Origin of the sequence: Adhaeribacter aerolatus (assembly GCF_007991635.1) — a bacterium.
Taxonomy (GTDB): domain Bacteria; phylum Bacteroidota; class Bacteroidia; order Cytophagales; family Hymenobacteraceae; genus Adhaeribacter; species Adhaeribacter aerolatus.
In genome coordinates this window covers 32,427-49,750 of record NZ_BJYS01000030.1, presented here as the reverse complement: position 1 = coordinate 49,750, position 17,324 = coordinate 32,427, and the positions used below count along the sequence as shown (strand labels likewise).

At 47.2% G+C, this 17,324-nt stretch carries 9 protein-coding genes; 8 read left to right on the top strand and 1 reads right to left on the bottom strand.

The window, feature by feature from the left end; translation table 11 throughout:
• Positions 1 to 184: 184 nt before the first annotated feature.
• The 3 genes from AAE02nite_RS18640 to AAE02nite_RS18630 all read left to right on the top strand — a co-directional run bounded on the left by AAE02nite_RS18640 (position 185) and on the right by AAE02nite_RS18630 (position 5,538).
• On the top strand, positions 185 to 2,692 hold the full coding sequence (locus tag AAE02nite_RS18640) for a DUF1549 domain-containing protein (protein ID WP_174761973.1): 2,508 nt from the start codon (positions 185 to 187) through the stop codon (positions 2,690 to 2,692).
• Positions 2,693 to 2,771: 79 nt separating this feature from the next.
• Positions 2,772 to 4,292, top strand: a complete 1,521-nt coding sequence (locus AAE02nite_RS18635) for a DUF1501 domain-containing protein (protein WP_146901274.1) — start codon at positions 2,772 to 2,774, stop codon at positions 4,290 to 4,292.
• 175 nt (positions 4,293 to 4,467) lie between these two features.
• Positions 4,468 to 5,538, top strand: coding sequence for an NHL repeat-containing protein (locus AAE02nite_RS18630; RefSeq protein ID WP_146901271.1), 1,071 nt, complete (start codon positions 4,468 to 4,470; stop codon positions 5,536 to 5,538).
• Positions 5,539 to 5,846: 308 nt separating this feature from the next.
• Here the strand turns inward: AAE02nite_RS18630 and AAE02nite_RS18625 are convergent, their stop codons facing one another.
• Positions 5,847 to 6,380 carry a DUF4468 domain-containing protein gene (locus tag AAE02nite_RS18625; protein WP_170252643.1) on the bottom strand — a complete coding sequence of 178 codons (534 nt, stop codon included), beginning with the start codon at positions 6,378 to 6,380 and terminating at the stop codon, positions 5,847 to 5,849.
• A 653-nt stretch (positions 6,381 to 7,033) separates the two neighbouring features.
• Between AAE02nite_RS18625 and AAE02nite_RS18620 the strand changes: the two genes are divergently transcribed.
• The 5 genes from AAE02nite_RS18620 to AAE02nite_RS18600 all read left to right on the top strand — a co-directional run bounded on the left by AAE02nite_RS18620 (position 7,034) and on the right by AAE02nite_RS18600 (position 17,011).
• Complete coding sequence (locus AAE02nite_RS18620; protein WP_146901265.1) at positions 7,034 to 10,123, top strand: SusC/RagA family TonB-linked outer membrane protein; 3,090 nt, start codon at positions 7,034 to 7,036, stop codon at positions 10,121 to 10,123.
• A gap of 27 nt (positions 10,124 to 10,150) precedes the next feature.
• Positions 10,151 to 11,653, top strand: coding sequence for a RagB/SusD family nutrient uptake outer membrane protein (locus tag AAE02nite_RS18615; RefSeq protein WP_146901262.1), 1,503 nt, complete (start codon positions 10,151 to 10,153; stop codon positions 11,651 to 11,653).
• Positions 11,654 to 11,863: 210 nt separating this feature from the next.
• Entirely contained in the window at positions 11,864 to 15,034 is a 3,171-nt protein-coding gene (locus tag AAE02nite_RS18610; RefSeq protein WP_146901259.1) for a PVC-type heme-binding CxxCH protein, read from the top strand.
• Between the two features lie 45 nt (positions 15,035 to 15,079).
• A complete protein-coding gene (locus tag AAE02nite_RS18605) occupies positions 15,080 to 15,970 on the top strand; it encodes a ThuA domain-containing protein (protein WP_146901256.1) in 891 nt (296 codons plus the stop codon).
• 189 nt (positions 15,971 to 16,159) lie between these two features.
• Positions 16,160 to 17,011: a sugar phosphate isomerase/epimerase family protein gene (locus AAE02nite_RS18600; RefSeq protein WP_146901253.1), complete on the top strand. Its 852-nt coding sequence runs from the start codon at positions 16,160 to 16,162 to the stop codon at positions 17,009 to 17,011.
• Positions 17,012 to 17,324 lie beyond the last annotated feature (313 nt).

Here is a 17,324-nt window from a genome sequence, read left to right as displayed (position 1 = left end):
GCCAAATTATTTGCATAAGTCCTTAAAAATACGGATACTTAAGGTTAATCTGCTTTTTTGCGTTAACGTACCCGCCAAACAGGACAGTACAGGATAGTTTTTTTATGATAGCTGCACATATTAGAAATCCCTTTAATCCGACTCAACCGGCAATATTTTTTAAAGCCCTAATAACATTACTTAAATGAATTCGAAAGCTTTTAATAAATATAAGTTTCTGGCGCTACTTCTACTTTTAGTAGCAGTATTATACCCTTTCTTTTTAGCCGATGTCTTGGCTGACCCGGTTACCGAAGCAGCTACCAGCACGGCAAATGATACTTTCTGGCTTTTTAAACTACTGGGACGGCTGCATCCGCTGGCGGTGCATTTTCCGGTTACGTTATTGTGCCTGGCTGCTTTGCTGGAAGTAGTTACGCTAAAAGACTTCAACTCCCGGCTCCGGCCCGGCATTGATTTGCTGGTAATATTAGGCGCGGCGGGAGCGGTACTTTCGGCTCTATTGGGGTGGATGCTGGCCGGCCAGGAAGATTACGGCGGCGATACCTTAGCCATTCACCGGTGGACGGGCGTAGCAACCGCGGTATTGGGTATTATGGCGGCTTATCTCCTCTATACCATCGAAAAACAGAACCGCTGGGAATTAATAAAATATTACCGCGGGCTAATTTTATTTACAGCGGTAGGTGTTACGGCGGCCGGGCATTACGGTGCTTCCTTAACGCACGGCGATATGTATCTCACCAGTGTTATTCCCTGGAGCGATGATTACGAGGGAGCACCGGGCAGCAAAAGCAATTTTAGCTTGGTTTCGTTAAAAGGCAATAATAAGCTGAGCCACGAGCAGGAAATAGAACTGAATACCCAGGTGCGGGCCATCTTTGCGCACAATTGTTATAAATGCCACAGCTCCGATAAAATTAAAGGCGAACTGCGCCTCGACCAAAAAGATATGGTATTTAAAGGCGGCAAACACGGACAAATAATAGAACCCGGCAAGCCGCACGAGAGCGAAATTATCCGGCGGATAAACCTGCCGCGCAGTCACAAAGAGGCTATGCCGGGCAAAGGCAAACCGCTGAGTAAAGAAGATATCCAGCTAATTACCTACTGGGTAGAGAAGGGCGCTCCCTGGCCCGATAAAGGACAAAAGAATATTTTCCGGGTAGCCGAACTGAAGCCCAGAAACCCATCCCTGCCCAAGGCTACCCAAAACCTGCAAAACCCGGTAGACTTGTGGGTAAACGAATATTTTAAAAAGAATAACGTCGCCTGGACCAATGTGGTCAGCGACCGGATTTATTTAAGAAGAATTTACCTGGATATTATTGGCGTAGTGCCTACCCCGGAAGAACTGGACGCCTTTGCCCAGGATTCCCGTGCTGATAAGCGGAATATTTGGGTGCGGCAACTCCTAAATCGCAACGATGATTATGCGCTGCACTGGCTTACCTTCTGGAACGATGCCCTCCGCAACGACTATTCCGGCACGGGCTATATTACCAATGGCCGCACTAATATTTCAGACTGGCTGTACAAATCGCTGCAATCAAATAAACCTTATAACCAGTTTGTGAAAGAACTGCTAAACCCCGGCAAAGGTTCGGAAGGTTTTATTAATGGCATTAAATGGCGCGGGGTGGTAAATGCCAGCCAGCGCACCGAAATGCAGGCGGCGCAAAATGTATCGCAGGTTTTACTGGGCCTTAACTTAAAGTGTACCTCCTGCCACGATAGCTTTATCAGCGACTGGAAACTGAAAGATGCTTACGCGTTTGCGAATATTTTTTCTGATAGCACCCTGGAAATAAACCGTTGCGATGTGCCCACCGGTAAAATGGCCGAAACCAAAATATTGTGGGAAGAACTGGGCACCATAGAAGAAGCAGCTCCGGTGAAAGAAAAACTACGACAACTGGCCGAAAACCTGACTAAACCTGCCAACGGACGCCTTTACCGCACCATCGTAAACCGCATCTGGGCGCAAATGTTTGGGCGCGGCATTGTGGCGCCGGTTGATGCCATGGACAACGAACCCTGGAGCCAGGATTTACTGGATTGGCTGGCCTCCGATTTTGTAGCCCGCAATTACGACCTGAAAGAGCTGATTTACCTGATTGCGACCTCCAAAACTTACCAGTTGCCATCGGTTAAAATAATGGACGAGCAAAAAATTAATGCTCCCGATTTCCGTTTTGCGGGTATGCTGCGCAAGCGCATGTCGGCGGAACAATTTGCCGATGCCGTTAGTAGCGCCATTCAGCCGGTTTACGCCGATTCGGCGGTTCAGTACAAGCATTTTCCCGAGCTTAAGCCCGAGCAGGCCAGCACGCCTTTTGTAAGGGCCTCTTTGGTTAAAAACGATGGCTTTTTAACCGCCCTTGGTCGGCCAAACCGTGAAACCGTAATTACGGGCCGCGACTCGCAGGCCAATCTGTTGCAAGCCCTGGAACTTACCAATGGCAAAGCCTTTAACGCCGTGCTGAAGAGAGGCGCCGATAGCTGGGTTGCCCGCTACAAAGACAGCGATACCATCATCCGGGAAGTTTACCGCAAAGCCTTGGGCCGGGCACCAGTACCCAAAGAAATTAACGTAGCAAAACAAGTACTCGGCCCAACCCCTAATTCCGAAGCGGTGCAGGATTTTCTGTGGGCAGTAGTGCTGCTACCCGAGTTTCAGTTGATATATTAACCTAAGTAGCATCTTTTGTAATTGATAATTGGGGAATATTTCAGATTAATGAATATTAGAAATTAAATTTATTCTTGCCATGCATTCCAAATGGAACCGAAGAGAATTTTTAAAAACGGCTAGTGCCGCAACGCTGGGCGCCTTGGCGGCTGGTGCACCGATGGCCGGTTTATTATCCTCCTGCAGCAGTAGTAGCGATAAAAATAAAAAACTACTGGAATCGGATGCGGTTAAACAGCGTTTAGCCAATTCAACTGCCGATACCGTAATTTTGCTCTGGATGGCCGGTGGTATGGCCCATACCGATACTTTCGACCCGAAACAATATACCCCTTTCGAAAAAGGCCTGGACTCTAACCGGGTACTGAGTACGTTTAAAGCAGTACCAACCGTGCTCGATGGCGTTAATTTTTCGGAAGGCCTGGAGTCGATTGGTAAAATAATAGATAAAGGCACCTTAATCCGGTCTTACGTAGCGGCCGATTTAGGTCATATTCTGCATTCGCGCCACCAATACCACTGGCACACCTGTTACGAGCCGCCCCAATCGGTGGCAGCGCCCCACATGGGTGCCTGGATAGCCAAAGAATTAGGCCCTAAAAATCCGGTTATTCCGGCTTTCATCGACATTGGCCAGCGTTTAACTTTAGGCGAAGGCGAAGAACTAAAGGCATTCCATACTTCCGGCTTCCTCGGCAACGAGTTCGGCCCGTTCATGATTCCGGACCCTACCACCGGTCTTGATAGTGTGAAGCCGCCGGTGGGCATGTCGTACAAGCGTTTCGAAAAGCGTAACGAATTATATAATAAACTAATCAGCGAGAGTGCATTCGGCGAATTTGGCAGCGATTACCAGAAAGAATCGCTTCGGCGGGCGATGGAGCAATCGTACATGCTGCTGAACTCACCGGAAGCCAAAGCCTTTGATTTAAGTACCGAGCCGAAAGAAAGCTACGATATTTATAACACGGGCCGGTTTGGTTTAGGCTGTTTGCTGGCCCGCCGGCTTACCGAAAAAGGCGCCCGTTTTATTAGCGTAACCACCGAGTATGTGCCTTTTATGGGCTGGGACACCCACGAAAACGGCCATACTCGAATGAAGGGCATGAAAAAAGAGATAGATGCCCCGGTAGCCCAGCTCATAAAAGACCTGGAACGTACCGGCCATCTGGATCGCACCTTAGTTATTCTGGCCAGCGAGTTTAGCCGCGACATGATGCTGGAAGGCCGCCCCGGCGCCGAAGTGAAGCACCAGGTAGACCAGCCCACCATCATCAACGATATTAAAAACTACGGTATGCACCGCCACTTTACCGACGGGTGCTCTATCCTGATGTTTGGTGGCGGTATTCAGAAAGGTCACGTGTACGGCAAAACTGCCGACGAGCGGCCCTGCAAAACCATCGAAAAACCGATAAAGATTGATCAGATCCACCAATCTATTTATCATGCCTTGGGCATACCCGAAGATGCCCATGCCATTATTGAGGAGCGGCCTTTTTATACCACCCCGGATGGCGTAGCCAAGCCGGTAATGGAATTATTTGGCAAGAAGGAAGTAAAAGAAGACACTGAGGAAGATGAAGTGAAAGAGGCTTAGCAAAATTTGATTATTTAGCTGTAAAAAGCTAAGTTTAAGTAACCCAACACTGTCATTCAGGAGGAACCTATTTGGCAGGCAGCTACATAGGTAGCTCTTGAATGACAAATTTTAATTCCTGCAAAATTTATTAAAATTAAGCTCCAATTAATAAAATATCAACCAGTAATAAGTAATGGGAAACACCACAAATAACAATAGACGTGAATTTTTAAAAAAAACCAGTACCACTTTAGCCGTGAGTGCTTTCTTCCCGACTATTTGGGTAAAAAAGAGTTTTGGTCAAAAATTGGGAGCTACGCTGGGGCATAATTCGCACCGCTACCGGGTAGTAGAAGGCTGGGGTGTTTTGGATGCCGGCAAAAACCCGGTAAACGACTGCCACGAAATGGTAGAAGATGCCAAAGGCCGGTTAATCATGCTGACGAACGAAACCCGCAATAATATTTTAATTTACGACAAATCGGGCAAACTGCTGGAAACCTGGGGCAACAGCTACCCCGGCGGCCATGGCTTAACTTTAGGTAACGAAGGCGGCGAACAATTTTTGCTGATTACCGATACCGACCGGAACCAGGTAATTAAAACCGACCTGAAAGGGAAAGAAATATTTAAGATTGATTATCCGCGCGAAATAAAAGATTATAACCACCCCGGCGAATTTAAGCCTACCGAAACGGCCATAAACCCGGCTAATGGCGATATTTACGTGGCCGACGGCTACGGCCGTAATTTTGTAACCCAGTACAACAGCAAAGGCGAATATATCCGGCATTTTGGTGGGAAAGGCGCCACCGACGGCACTTTTGAATGTTGCCACGGCGTACTGGTAGATACCCGCGACGCAAAAAATCCAACCCTGTTGGTAACCGACCGCTCGCACACCAGCCTGAAACGATTTACTTTAGACGGAAAATATTTGGCTACTATACCGGTTCCGGGTTCCTTTATTTGCCGGCCCGTGCTCAAAGGCAAAAACCTGTACGCCGCCGTTTACCGCAGCACTTCCCAGGATTACAAAGATTCGGGCTACATCACTATTTTCGACGAGAAAGACCGGGTAATTTCTACGCCGGGCGGCACCGAGCCCAAGTACGTAAAGAATGTATTACAGGAACAGCGCAAAGACCGCTCCTTCATGGGTTTTCTGCATCCGCACGATGTATGTGTAGATTCCGACGAGAGTATTTACGTACCCCAGTGGGCTTCCGGTAAAACGTATCCGGTTAAATTAGAGCGGATTTAAAACCGAAAACAGGCGGCTCTTTGTACTTAAAGGCTACAACCTTTAAAGAAATATTAAATCAAAGTAAGTAAGTAAGTAAGTAAGTGGAAAGTTATAAGTAATAAGTTTTAAGTATATAAATTATTGAAATTTGTATATCAAAGTAATTATGTCCCCTTAATCAGTTTAAAATAATTGTTATCCACTGGTGGCAAGGAGGAGGAACCTAAGCAGCAGGTAGTAACAGGCCGCCAAATAGGTTTCTCCTGCACAATACCTGTGAGATCTATTGGCAATTACACACCCCCTCTGCATAATACACCCTCCTGCTAAAGCATACTAGCTTTAAGTTCTTTTATCAAAGCCAGGATGCTTTTATGGGTGGCCTTTTCCAATAACTTATTAAGTATTTCTTTCTTCTCTTTAGGGTCTGTTCCGTTTTTAGTTAACACCAAAGCCTCTAAAGGCACTTTACTTTTGTGGGCTTTAACGCCGGCCGCGTTAGGTAATTGCTCCCCCTCTAACAGAAAATCGGTAATACTGTACCAGTAGCGGTCATCTTCCATTTCTAGTTTTACCGTGTACCATAACCGGTAGGTCTGCGCTTTATTCCCATCGGGCACCGAAACGAACCGGTAATTTCGACCAACTAGCAAACCATTCGCCAAATCGTCTGTCTGCAACGCTTTTTTGTTTTTGCCGGCAGCAAACCAGGCTTTAGCGCGGTGATACAAATCAAATTGGGGCCCGTCTTTCACCAGCACTTCTTCGGCGTAATATATTTTACCCGAAAGTGGATCCACCGGAAAAGTCTGTGCCCAGAAATTAAAAGATAATAAAGAAAAGAGCAGCAACAGTTTCACAGGATTAAAAATACTAAAATATTCTTTGGCAAGGGTGCTCCACTCAGTATTTTGGGTTTAGTCAGGTTTACCAGGCGCACTAGTTGCATCCGAATATTTATACCGACTTGTTATATCTACTTGCCTGATGAATTATTTATTCGCTTAGATAAACCCGGTTATTCCGGCGAAACTACCGGGTTCTAAAAACTTAGTACCACTTCTACTTTCATCTAATTCCGTATCGTTAATATATGCTATAGGGCTCCATCAGCGTTGCGTCTTCCCTTAGAATTTCTGAGGATAATATTGCCTCTGCCTTCCCTTTATTTCTTAAGTTATCTCCAAAACATTTATTCTGACGATAAAACACAAAAATCCATTAAAAATTATAAATATTATATATATACTACTTCTTTAAGCCTCATCTAAGAGAAAACGTTACCAATTTTAATATTCTTTAAGGATCAGCCTTTATTAAAAAATTTTTAATAATTTTCTTTTATAGGCAGGATAGCACAGGATAGTTAAGGTGTATAATCCGCCTAAATTAGAAAATATCTAATCTGATTATCGACTTAAAAATAACAGCCAAGAGGTTGGCTAAAAGGTTGGCTAAACCACTAATCAGAAACCAAACCAGCATTATTCACTTTCACCTAAACCAAACAATCATGAAAAACAGTTTACTTAAAAAAGCAAGGTATCTGTTGATACTGCCGCTTTTTCTGCTCGCCACGGCGGGCGCCTGGGCCCAAAACGTTGGAATAAAAGGAAAGGTCTCTGATGAGCAGGGTGGTGGTTTACCCGGTGTTACGGTATTGCTGAAAGGCACTACCAATGGCACCACCACCGATGCGAGCGGGACTTATAACTTAAATATACCCGGCAGCGGTGGCACGCTGGTAGTTTCCTTTATTGGTTACCAAACCAAAGAAGTAGCTATTAATAACCAGACCACCATAAATATTACCCTGTCTCCGGATGCCAAAGCACTGGAGGAAGTAGTGGTAGTAGGTTACGGTACACAGCGGAAATCCGATATGACCGGTGCGGTAAGTTCGGTAAAGGCCGAAGCATTGCAGGAACGGCCGGCAGCTTCCTTAAACCAGGCTTTGGCAGGTCGGGTAACCGGCGCCAACGTATCGGTTAATTCCGGCCGCCCCGGTGGTCGTGCCAACATTCGTATCCGCGGCAATACTTCGGTAAGTGTAACGAATAACCCACTTTATGTAATAGACGGTGTAATCCTGAACGTAACCAACCTGGCCAACGGCAGCACCCCCATCGATTATATTAACCCCAACGATATTGCCTCTATTGAAGTGCTGAAAGACGCGTCGGCTACCGCTATTTACGGTGCCCGCGGCGCTAATGGGGTAATATTGGTAACTACCAAACGGGGCAGCCAGGACGGTGGCCGCGTAAACTACGATACCGACTGGAGTGTGGGCATACTGGCCCGCAAAATGGACCTTCTGAATTCCAAGGAATTTTTAATGGTAGAAGATATTGCTTACCAGAATGCCCAGAAGTTTGACCCGGTAGGCTGGGCCGGCGGCAAGTACAAAGATCCTAAACTCAAAAGAACCGATCCCCGGCTTTTCGACGCTAACGGCAACCCCAAGTACGATACTGACTGGCAGGAAGAAGCTACTCAGAAAGCAATTAGCCAAAATCATCAGTTATCTTTTACCGGCGGTAACAATAAAGACAGCTACGGCGTGTACATGGGCTACCGGAACGAAAACGGTTTAATGCGCGGCTCCTGGCTGAAGCGTTATTCCGGCCGCTTTGTATTCGACAGCCAGGTTAAAAACTGGCTAAAAGTGGGCGGTACACTTAGTTACAACGACCAGAACGAAAACCAGATTGACCCGCTGGGTGCTGGCGGTATTATTGCGATGCGCCAGGTGTTAGAAGCATTACCCATTATTCCGGTAAAATACCCCGACGGCAAATGGGCTGGCAACGAAGACTATCCCGGCATGGAGGGTGGTGGTAACCCATTAGATATTATTGAAAACCGTAAATACGAACTCAAAACCCAAACCATGCTGGGCAACGTGTTTACCAATATTACCCTGGCCGAAGGTTTGGAACTGCGGACTACCCTGGGGACCAATATTATTAACCAGCGCATTGATTACTACGGCGGCCGCACGCTTAACTATATCTCCCGGAACCAGGGCGGCGATGCTTCGGTGAGCAATGCCCGGCATAACTCCTGGCAGTTCGAAAACTACCTGACTTACAACAAACGGTTCCGCGAAATGCATTCCTTTACCGGTATGTTAGGTTTATCGTGGCAGCACGTAGATGCATTTACCGCTACCGCTCAGTCGCAGCGTTTCCAGGACGATTACTTCGGGGTTAATAATTTAGGCGCCGGTGCCAACCCGGTAGCGCCGAGTTCCGGGACCAGCGCCTACGGGCTTAACTCTTATTTCGGCCGCTTTAATTATGGCTTAAAAGATAAGTATCTGGTTACTTTCACTGGTCGCGCCGATGGCTCGTCTAAATTTGGTTCGGCTAACCGCTACGCGTTCTTCCCTTCTGCGGCTGTGGCCTGGCGGGTTTCCGAAGAAGAGTTCCTTAAAAGTATTCCGGCTATTTCTAACTTAAAACTGCGTGCCAGCTACGGTGTAACGGGTAACTCCGAAATTACAGCTTATCAGGCGCTCGCCGGTTTGGGCAATTACTCAGTTATTTTCAACGGTGCCCGTACTATTGGTATTGGTATAAGCCGTTTAGCTAACCCCGATTTGCGTTGGGAAAAAACCCACCAGGTGGATGCCGGTTTGGAACTGGGACTGTTCGATAACCGCCTCTCACTCGAATTTGATGTGTACCGCAAGCTGACTACCGATATGCTGCTGAGCGCGCCGGTACCATCCAGCAGTGGCTATACCACCGTAACCCGCAACGTGGGCAGCATGGAGAACCGCGGGGTTGAATTTGCTATTAACACGGTAAACATTAACGCTGGCAATTTCGGCTGGAATACTACCTTCAATATTTCAGCAAATAAAAACAAAGTAATTGCCTTAACCGGTGGCGCCGATATCTTCCAGGGTCCGACTATTATCCGGGAAGGTGAGCCCGTAGGTTCTTTCTTTGGCTACATCCACCAGGGCACCTGGGGCACTGCCGAAGCCGATATGGCCGCTAAATATTTGAAGAAACCCGGCGATATTAAATACCAGGATGTAAACGAAGATGGCCAGATTAACCAGCTCGACCGGGTAATTATTGGCAAAGGTATTCCGGATGGTTTTGGCTCCATGATTAATACCTTCCGCTTCAAAAACTTCGACCTGACGCTGGATTTGCAGTACATGTTCGGCAACGATATTCTGTTCCGTACCAAGCACTCCACCGAAGACCGCCAGGGTATTGCTAACAGCTTAGGCACTGTGCTTAACGCCTGGACACCCGAAAACCAGAACACTAATATTGCCCAGTTGCGGCCGGTATCGGCCGGTTATAACACCAACGAAGACTCCGACCGGATCATGGACGCTTCTTTCCTAAGAGGCCGCAACCTGCTGTTGGCTTACCGCTTCTCGCCCGAAATAACTCAGAAATTAAAGTTAAATCGCCTCCGGATTTATGCCTCGGCCCAGAACTTCTTCCTGAGCACCAAATACACCGGCTACGACCCAGAAGCCTCTACTTCCGGCGGTACTTTCGAGCAGGGCGTGGTTTTGTACGACTATCCGAAGCCCCGGGTATTTATGATGGGTCTGAACATTGGTCTTTAGTAACATTCTTAAAAGCGTTAAATCAACATGAAAAATATATTTAAAACCACCAGCCAAATATTCCTCTGCGGGGCCCTACTGCTCAGCGCCAGCGGGTGCGAAAAATTCCTGGAAGAACCCGACAAGTCTAATTTCACGATGGAAAATTATTTTACCAAGCCGGAGCATGCCGAAAGCGTGGTAAATTCAATCTATGAAAGCTTAAGAGCCACCACCGGCGGGGGCTTTAACGGCGCCCCCTGGATGATGCTGGAATTCTCTACCGGTTTAGCCAACACCGAGTTGGGCCAGGCCCAAAGCAGCATTAACGTACGCAACCTGGTAAATAATGCCGACAACGAATACGGCAACACCTGGTGGGTAAGCAGTTACCGGGCCATTGGGAACGCCAACCTGGCGATTGCTAAAATTCCGGATATCCAAATGGATGAAGCCCAGAAAAAGAAATATTTAGGCGAAGCGCAGTTCCTGCGGGCTTTTAATTATTTTAACCTGGTACGCATTTTTGGGAAGGTGCCGCTCATTGATAAACCCGTTGACCTGACCTCACCGGAACTCTACCCCGAACCGGCCACCGAAGAAGCTGTATACGGGTTAATTGTAGCGGACCTGATTGAGGCTGAAGCATCTGGTTTACCCATGTCTGATGTGAGCGGCCGGGCCACCTTAGGAGCGGTTAAATCTTTATTAGCCAGCGTCTACCTGACCATGGCGGGCTACCCTTTACAAAAAACTGAATACTACCAGAAAGCCGCCGAAAAAGCCAAAGAGGTGATAGATTCGGGTAAATTTAAATTGTTTGGTTCTTACGACGATCTGCACAGCTACGCTACCAAAAACCGCGACGAGAATATTTTTATGGTGCAGTTTGTGCCCAATGTGCTGGCTTCTAACTGGCAGACTTCTATTATTCCTTATAACCAGGGTATCTCGGCTTATTCCGACGAAACCGGGGCTATTTTTGCGAATAAAGAATTTGTAGAATCGTATGAGCCGGGCGATAAACGAACCAAAGAAAAGCAGTTTTACTACCGTACCTATACCTTAAGCAGCGACCGCAGCAAAACCGTAGACCTGGGTGGATACTACATTTACAAGCATTTCGATACCGAGGCCCACCTGACCACCACCAGCAGCGGACTGAACTGGCCGCTTATCCGGTACGCCGAAGTACTGCTGACCTATGCCGAAGCCGCTAATGAAGTGAGTGGCCCGACAGCCGCCGCCTACCAGGCCATAAACGCCATCCGCAGCCGGGCCGAGCTACAGCCTTTGGCGGGCCTGACCAAAGACCAGTTCCGCGAAGCAGTCTGGAAAGAACGCTGGTATGAGCTAAGCTTCGAAAACAAGACCTGGTTTGATATGGTGCGCCTGCGGAAAGCCTTTAACGTAACCACGAAATCCTTCGACAATTACGTTGGCCATAAGTTTTCTTACGGACCAACCCTAAAAGAGCGGGAACTGTTATTTCCTATTCCTACAGCCGAAATCCGCAACAACAATAAACTGTCGCAGAATAAAGGTTATTAAAAATTAATGCGTTACGAAGTTAATTTTTAATTCTATGCTAAGTTCATTAACTTAAACAGATCAAATAACAGCAGAAACTACCCTGGCCCCGCCCGGATAGTTTTTGCTGTTAATATTAAGCCATCTAAAAGCTATTAAGGTGCCTTATTTAAGGTACAGTGCTTTACAATAATATTTTCATTAAAATTATAAGTCTAATTTATTAAACCCATGCGGTATATAGTTAAAATCTTCGTAGGCGTTTTAATCCTGGTGGGTTGTAAAGCCTCCTGGACTAGCCTTACTGAGAGCAACCAAAATGCTCTTAAATTCAGGAAAGGGTCCCATATTGTTTTAATTGGCAATAACCTGGGGTCCCGGATGATGAACTACGGCCATTTCGAAACCGAAATGCACCTGCGTTACCCCGATAGCCTGCTGTTTATCCGCAACATGTGTGATCCGGGTAATACCCCTGGCTTCCGGCCGCATTCCAGCCGCAATTCGCCGTGGGCTTTTCCGGGAGCCGAAAAATTCCAGACCGAACTGGCGCAGAAGTCGGGCAGCGAAGGTCATTTTGACACGGAAGAGCAGTGGCTTACCCGCCTGAAAGCTGATGTAATTATTGCTTTCTTCGGCTACAACGAATCATTTCAAGGCGAAGAAGGTTTGCAAAACTACAAGGCCGAATTAGATGCTTTTGTGCAGCATACTTTAAACCAAAAATACAACGGCACGGCGGCTCCGCAATTAGCCCTGGTATCTCCTATTGCTTTCGAAGATTTATCGAAGCAGTATGATTTACCCAATGGCAAAAAAGAAAACGCTAACCTGGCCATGTATGCCGAAGCGATGAAAGAAATTGCCGCCCGGCACAAAATACACTTTATAGATGCCTTTACCCCTACCAAAGAATGGTACGACAGCAGCGACAAGCCTCTTACCATTGATGGCTCCCAACTAACTGATGCCGGTTACGCCAGATTCTCGAAATTACTCGCCGACGAAAGTTTCGGCAAAGCTGCTCCTAAAGCCGAAAAGAACCGGGCTTTGGTGCATGCCGCCGTAATGGAGAAAAACTGGATGTGGCATAACGATATCAAAATACCCAATGGCGTACATGCTTACGGCCGTCGGTATAATCCTTTTGGTCCGGATAATTACCCCGCCGAGATAAAGAAAACCCGCGAATTAACTGCTATCCGGGATGAAGCTATCTGGCAGGCGGCTAAAGGCAAAAAAATGGATATTGCCGCCGCCGATAAAAATACCACCCAATTATTGCCGGTAAAAACCAACTACAACCCCGAAAAAAATGGCAGCCTGGAATATTTGTACGGACAGGATGCGCTTAATAAACTAAAAGTAGCACCCGGTTATAAAATAGAGCTTTTTGCCTCCGAAAAAGAATTTCACGATTTAGCCAATCCCTGCCAGATTACTTTCGATAACAAAGGCCGCCTGTGGGTAGCTACCATGCCCACTTATCCGCACTACCGGCCCGGCGATGCCAAGCCGAATGATAAGATTATTATTCTGGAAGATACCAACAACGATGGCAAAGCCGATAAACAAACAATATTTGCCGAAAACTTACACCTGCCGGTTGGCTTTGAACTGGCGCCCGAAGGCGTTTATCTGTCGCAAGGCACCAACATGGTACTCTTAAAAGATACCAACGGCGACGACAAAGCCGACTCGAAAGAAATATTACTAAGCGGCTTCGACGACCACGATACGCACCATGCCCACCACGTGTATACGCTCGACCCATCCGGTGCTATTTACATGGGCGAAGGTGTTTTCCTGCATACCAACGTAGAAACTTCTTATGGCCCGGTGCGGGGCACCAACGGTGGCTTTTACCGGTACACCCCGCAACGCAAGATGCTCGAGCGCACTGCCCAGCTTTCTATTCCTAACCCTTGGGGTATTATGTTTGATGAGTGGGGCCAGAACTTTTTTGCCGAAACCTCCAGCCCCGATGTGCGCTGGATGATGCCTGGCACGGTAAAACCAAGATATGGCGAAGCTACGCATAAATCGGTGCAGTTAATAGAAGACAAGCACCGGGTACGGCCAACGTCCGGTATCGAAATTATTTCCAGTCGTCATTTCCCGGACGATGCCCAAGGCGATTTCCTGATTAACAATACCATTGGTTTCTTAGGCACCAAACAACATACCTTAAAAGACGATGGTACCGGTTACAAGAGTCAGCACCGCCAGGATTTGTTGCAGTCAGAAGACCGTAATTTCCGGCCGGTAGATATGGAATTTGCCCCCGATGGCTCGCTTTATATTGCCGACTGGCATAACGTACTAATTGGTCACATGCAGCATAACGCCCGCGACCCGCTCCGCGACCACGTACACGGCCGGATTTACCGCATCACCTATCCATCGCGCCCATTAATTAAGCCCGCCAAAGTGGCTGGTGCCAGTATAAACGAATTGCTGGATAACCTGAAACTGCCTGAATACCGGACCCGCTACCGCACCAAACGCGAACTGCGGGGCCGCCCTACTGCCGAAGTACTGGCCAGCTTAAAAACCTGGGTAGCCAACCTCGACAAAAACGATCCGAAATATGAGCACCATTTATTAGAGGGATTATGGGTTACCTGGGGCTTAAATAAAGTGGATGAAACTCTGCTGCGCCAGTTGCTGCAAGCCAAAGATTATCATGCCCGTGCCGCCGCCGTACGCGTGGTGCGCTATACCGGCCACCAGGTAGCTGACCAAGCCGATTTATTGATGCAGGCTGCCCGTGATGAAAACAGCCGGGTTCGGCTGGAAGCCCTGGTGGCTGCCTCGTGGCTGGACAAAGAGAAAGGTTTGGCTATTGTAAACGAAGCGGCCAAAAAACCTTTGGATGACTGGATGATACATGCCCACGAAGCCGCTGTAGCCCACCTGAATGGCCGGGCCGTAGAAGCGAAAAAGCCCGAAGCTGTTACCACTAATTTAAAAGGAGCTGAACGTGACCTTTTTGTTAAAGGCAAAGCCATTTATGCCCAGGAAGGATTCTGTGGTACCTGCCACCAGCCCGATGGTAAAGGCTTAACGGCATCCGGATTTCCGCCGCTTTCCGGTACGCCTTGGGTAACCGGCAACGATGAGCGCCTGATTAAGATTGTATTAAAAGGATTGCATGGCCCGATTGAAGTAGCCGGTCAGAAATACGCCGGCCAAGTACCTATGACCCCGTTTGGCGGCATGCTGAAAGACGAGGACGTTGCGGCTGTATTGACCTACGTGCGTAACTCCTTCGGTAACAAAGCGCCTGCTATCTCGCCGGATAAGGTTAAAGAAGTACGGGCAGCAACTACTAACAAAACCGGTTTCTATTCGCCTACCGAATTGCTTAAACTACACCCTATGGAAACCGGTGTTCAGTAACCTTCTTCAAGATTTCGATTTGCTTATTTATTCTTTTAATACCTTATGAGAAAATTAAAAAACTTAAAGTACTTGTTCTTATTGTCGTATTTCTTTATCGCGGTTTCCTGCGTTAACGCGCAGCCTAAAGCAAAAGCCAGCGCTAAAAAGCCCCTCATCGTTTTTGTAGCCGGCGACCATGAATACAGCGGTGAAGGCACCTTGCCACTTTTGGCGGCAGAATTAGAGAAGAATTACGGCTTTAGAACCAAAGTACTCAGTGCTTATCCGGACCAAAATGCGGAGGAAAATATTCCGGGCTTAGAAGCTTTAAAAGAAGCTGATTTAGCCGTGTTTTTCCTGCGCTGGCGGCGTTTACCCGCCGACCAGGTAAAGCATATTGAAGATTATTTAAAAACTGGCAAACCCGTAGTCGGCTTTCGTACCACTACTCACGCCTTTAATTACCCCAAAGGGCACGAACTGGAAAAATGGAATGCTTTCGGCGAAATGGCCTTTAACGCGCCTCCCGGCTGGGGCGGTGCCGCCAAACATACGCACTACGGCCACAACTCCAGCACCGATGTTACCATTATACCCGAAGCCGCTAAAAACCCAATCCTGACCGGAGTAGACAGTAAATTTCATGCCCGCTCCTGGTTATACCGGGTATTGCCCGATTACCCAACCAAAGGCTCTACCTGGCTATTAATGGGCCACGCGGTAAATCCTGATAAAGCAGCCATTGATAACCCGGTTGCCTGGACCGGGAAAAATTCGTTTGGCGGCAAATTTTTTATGACCACCTTGGGCCACCCCGAAGATTTTGATTTAGAACCTTTTCAGCGACTGGTAATTAATGGTATTCACTGGGCAGCTGGCAAACCGGTACCTAAAAAATGGGCCGGCAAAATTCAGATGAATGTGCCTTACCATGGCATTCAAACCAGTAAATAATATTTATTACCTAACTTTAAACCTTACGCTTTACCCTTTCCGTTTAGCTGCAGCCTAACCGGAAAGGGAATTCATGTTTCCGCCTCCTCCTACTGCGGAAGTGGCTGTTTTCCGAACATTACGGTTCTATTATTAGTAAAGCGCCTGATTACCCGTTTAAACTTACTTAAATTATTACCTCTTTAAACTATGAATAAAATTGGATTTAATGTGCTGGCCTGGTCGGCGGTAATTTCTGATGATTTAAAGCCTATTCTCGATCGGTTAAAAGCAATCGGTTACGACGGTGTTGAGTTTTTAATAGGTTCGCCGGATGAAGCGGCTTATAAAAGAATAGGTAATTATGCCAAGAATATAGGCTTAGAAACCACTACTGTTTTTGTTGTGGGCCAGGATGAGAACCCCATTAGCGATGATGCCGCCACCCGGGGAAAAGCGTTGGACCGCATCAAATGGGCCATCGACCGGGCATACGACTTAAATGCCTCTGTTATCTGCGGGCCTTTCCACTCGGCCCATGCTGTTTTTGCCAAAAGAGCACCGCTAGAACAGGAATATACCTGGGGCGCCGAAGTATTACGCGTCGCCGGCGATTATGCCGCCAAAGCAAATATTGTGATGGGACTGGAAGCACTTAACCGGTTTGAATGTTATTTGTGCAACACAATGGAGCAACTAACCAAACTCATTAAAACCGCCGATCACCCCAACGTAAGAGCCATGTTCGATACGCACCACGCCAACATCGAAGAAAAGAATTTTACCCAGGCCATCCAAACCATTGCCCCGGTACTGGCGCACGTACACATCAGCGAAAATGATCGCGGTACCCCCGGCGATGGCCACATCAATTTTGACGAAGCTTTTGCGGCTTTAGCCGGCATCAATTACAAAGGCTGGCTAACGATAGAAGCCTTTTCCCGGAACGATCCGGATTTTGCCAACTCAATTGGGGTATGGCGCGAATACTCTAAACCCTGGGATATTGCCGAAAAGGGACTGAAATTTATTCAGGAAATGGGGCAGAAACACGGGTTATAAATATTGAAGCTGTTTTGCATTTAATAAAATAGGCAGAATCTGAGTCCATACTACTTGTTTCACCAGCAAGAAGCCTGACCGATGCTTTAGCATTGGCGGTAATAATACCCCATGGCGACAAACCCTATTCAAAACAGAAATACGAACAAGCTTCCTTATTAACTTTATTTATCCAGGCAATCAGCAGCTAGCCCTCTATCAATAGCGTACAATACAGGTGGCGCAGAATATTGGCAGCTGATATTTTATTAGTTTTAAGGAGAGATAAAAGCGCATCTACCTTATAAGCAAAGCGCAGTTTAAATATATTATA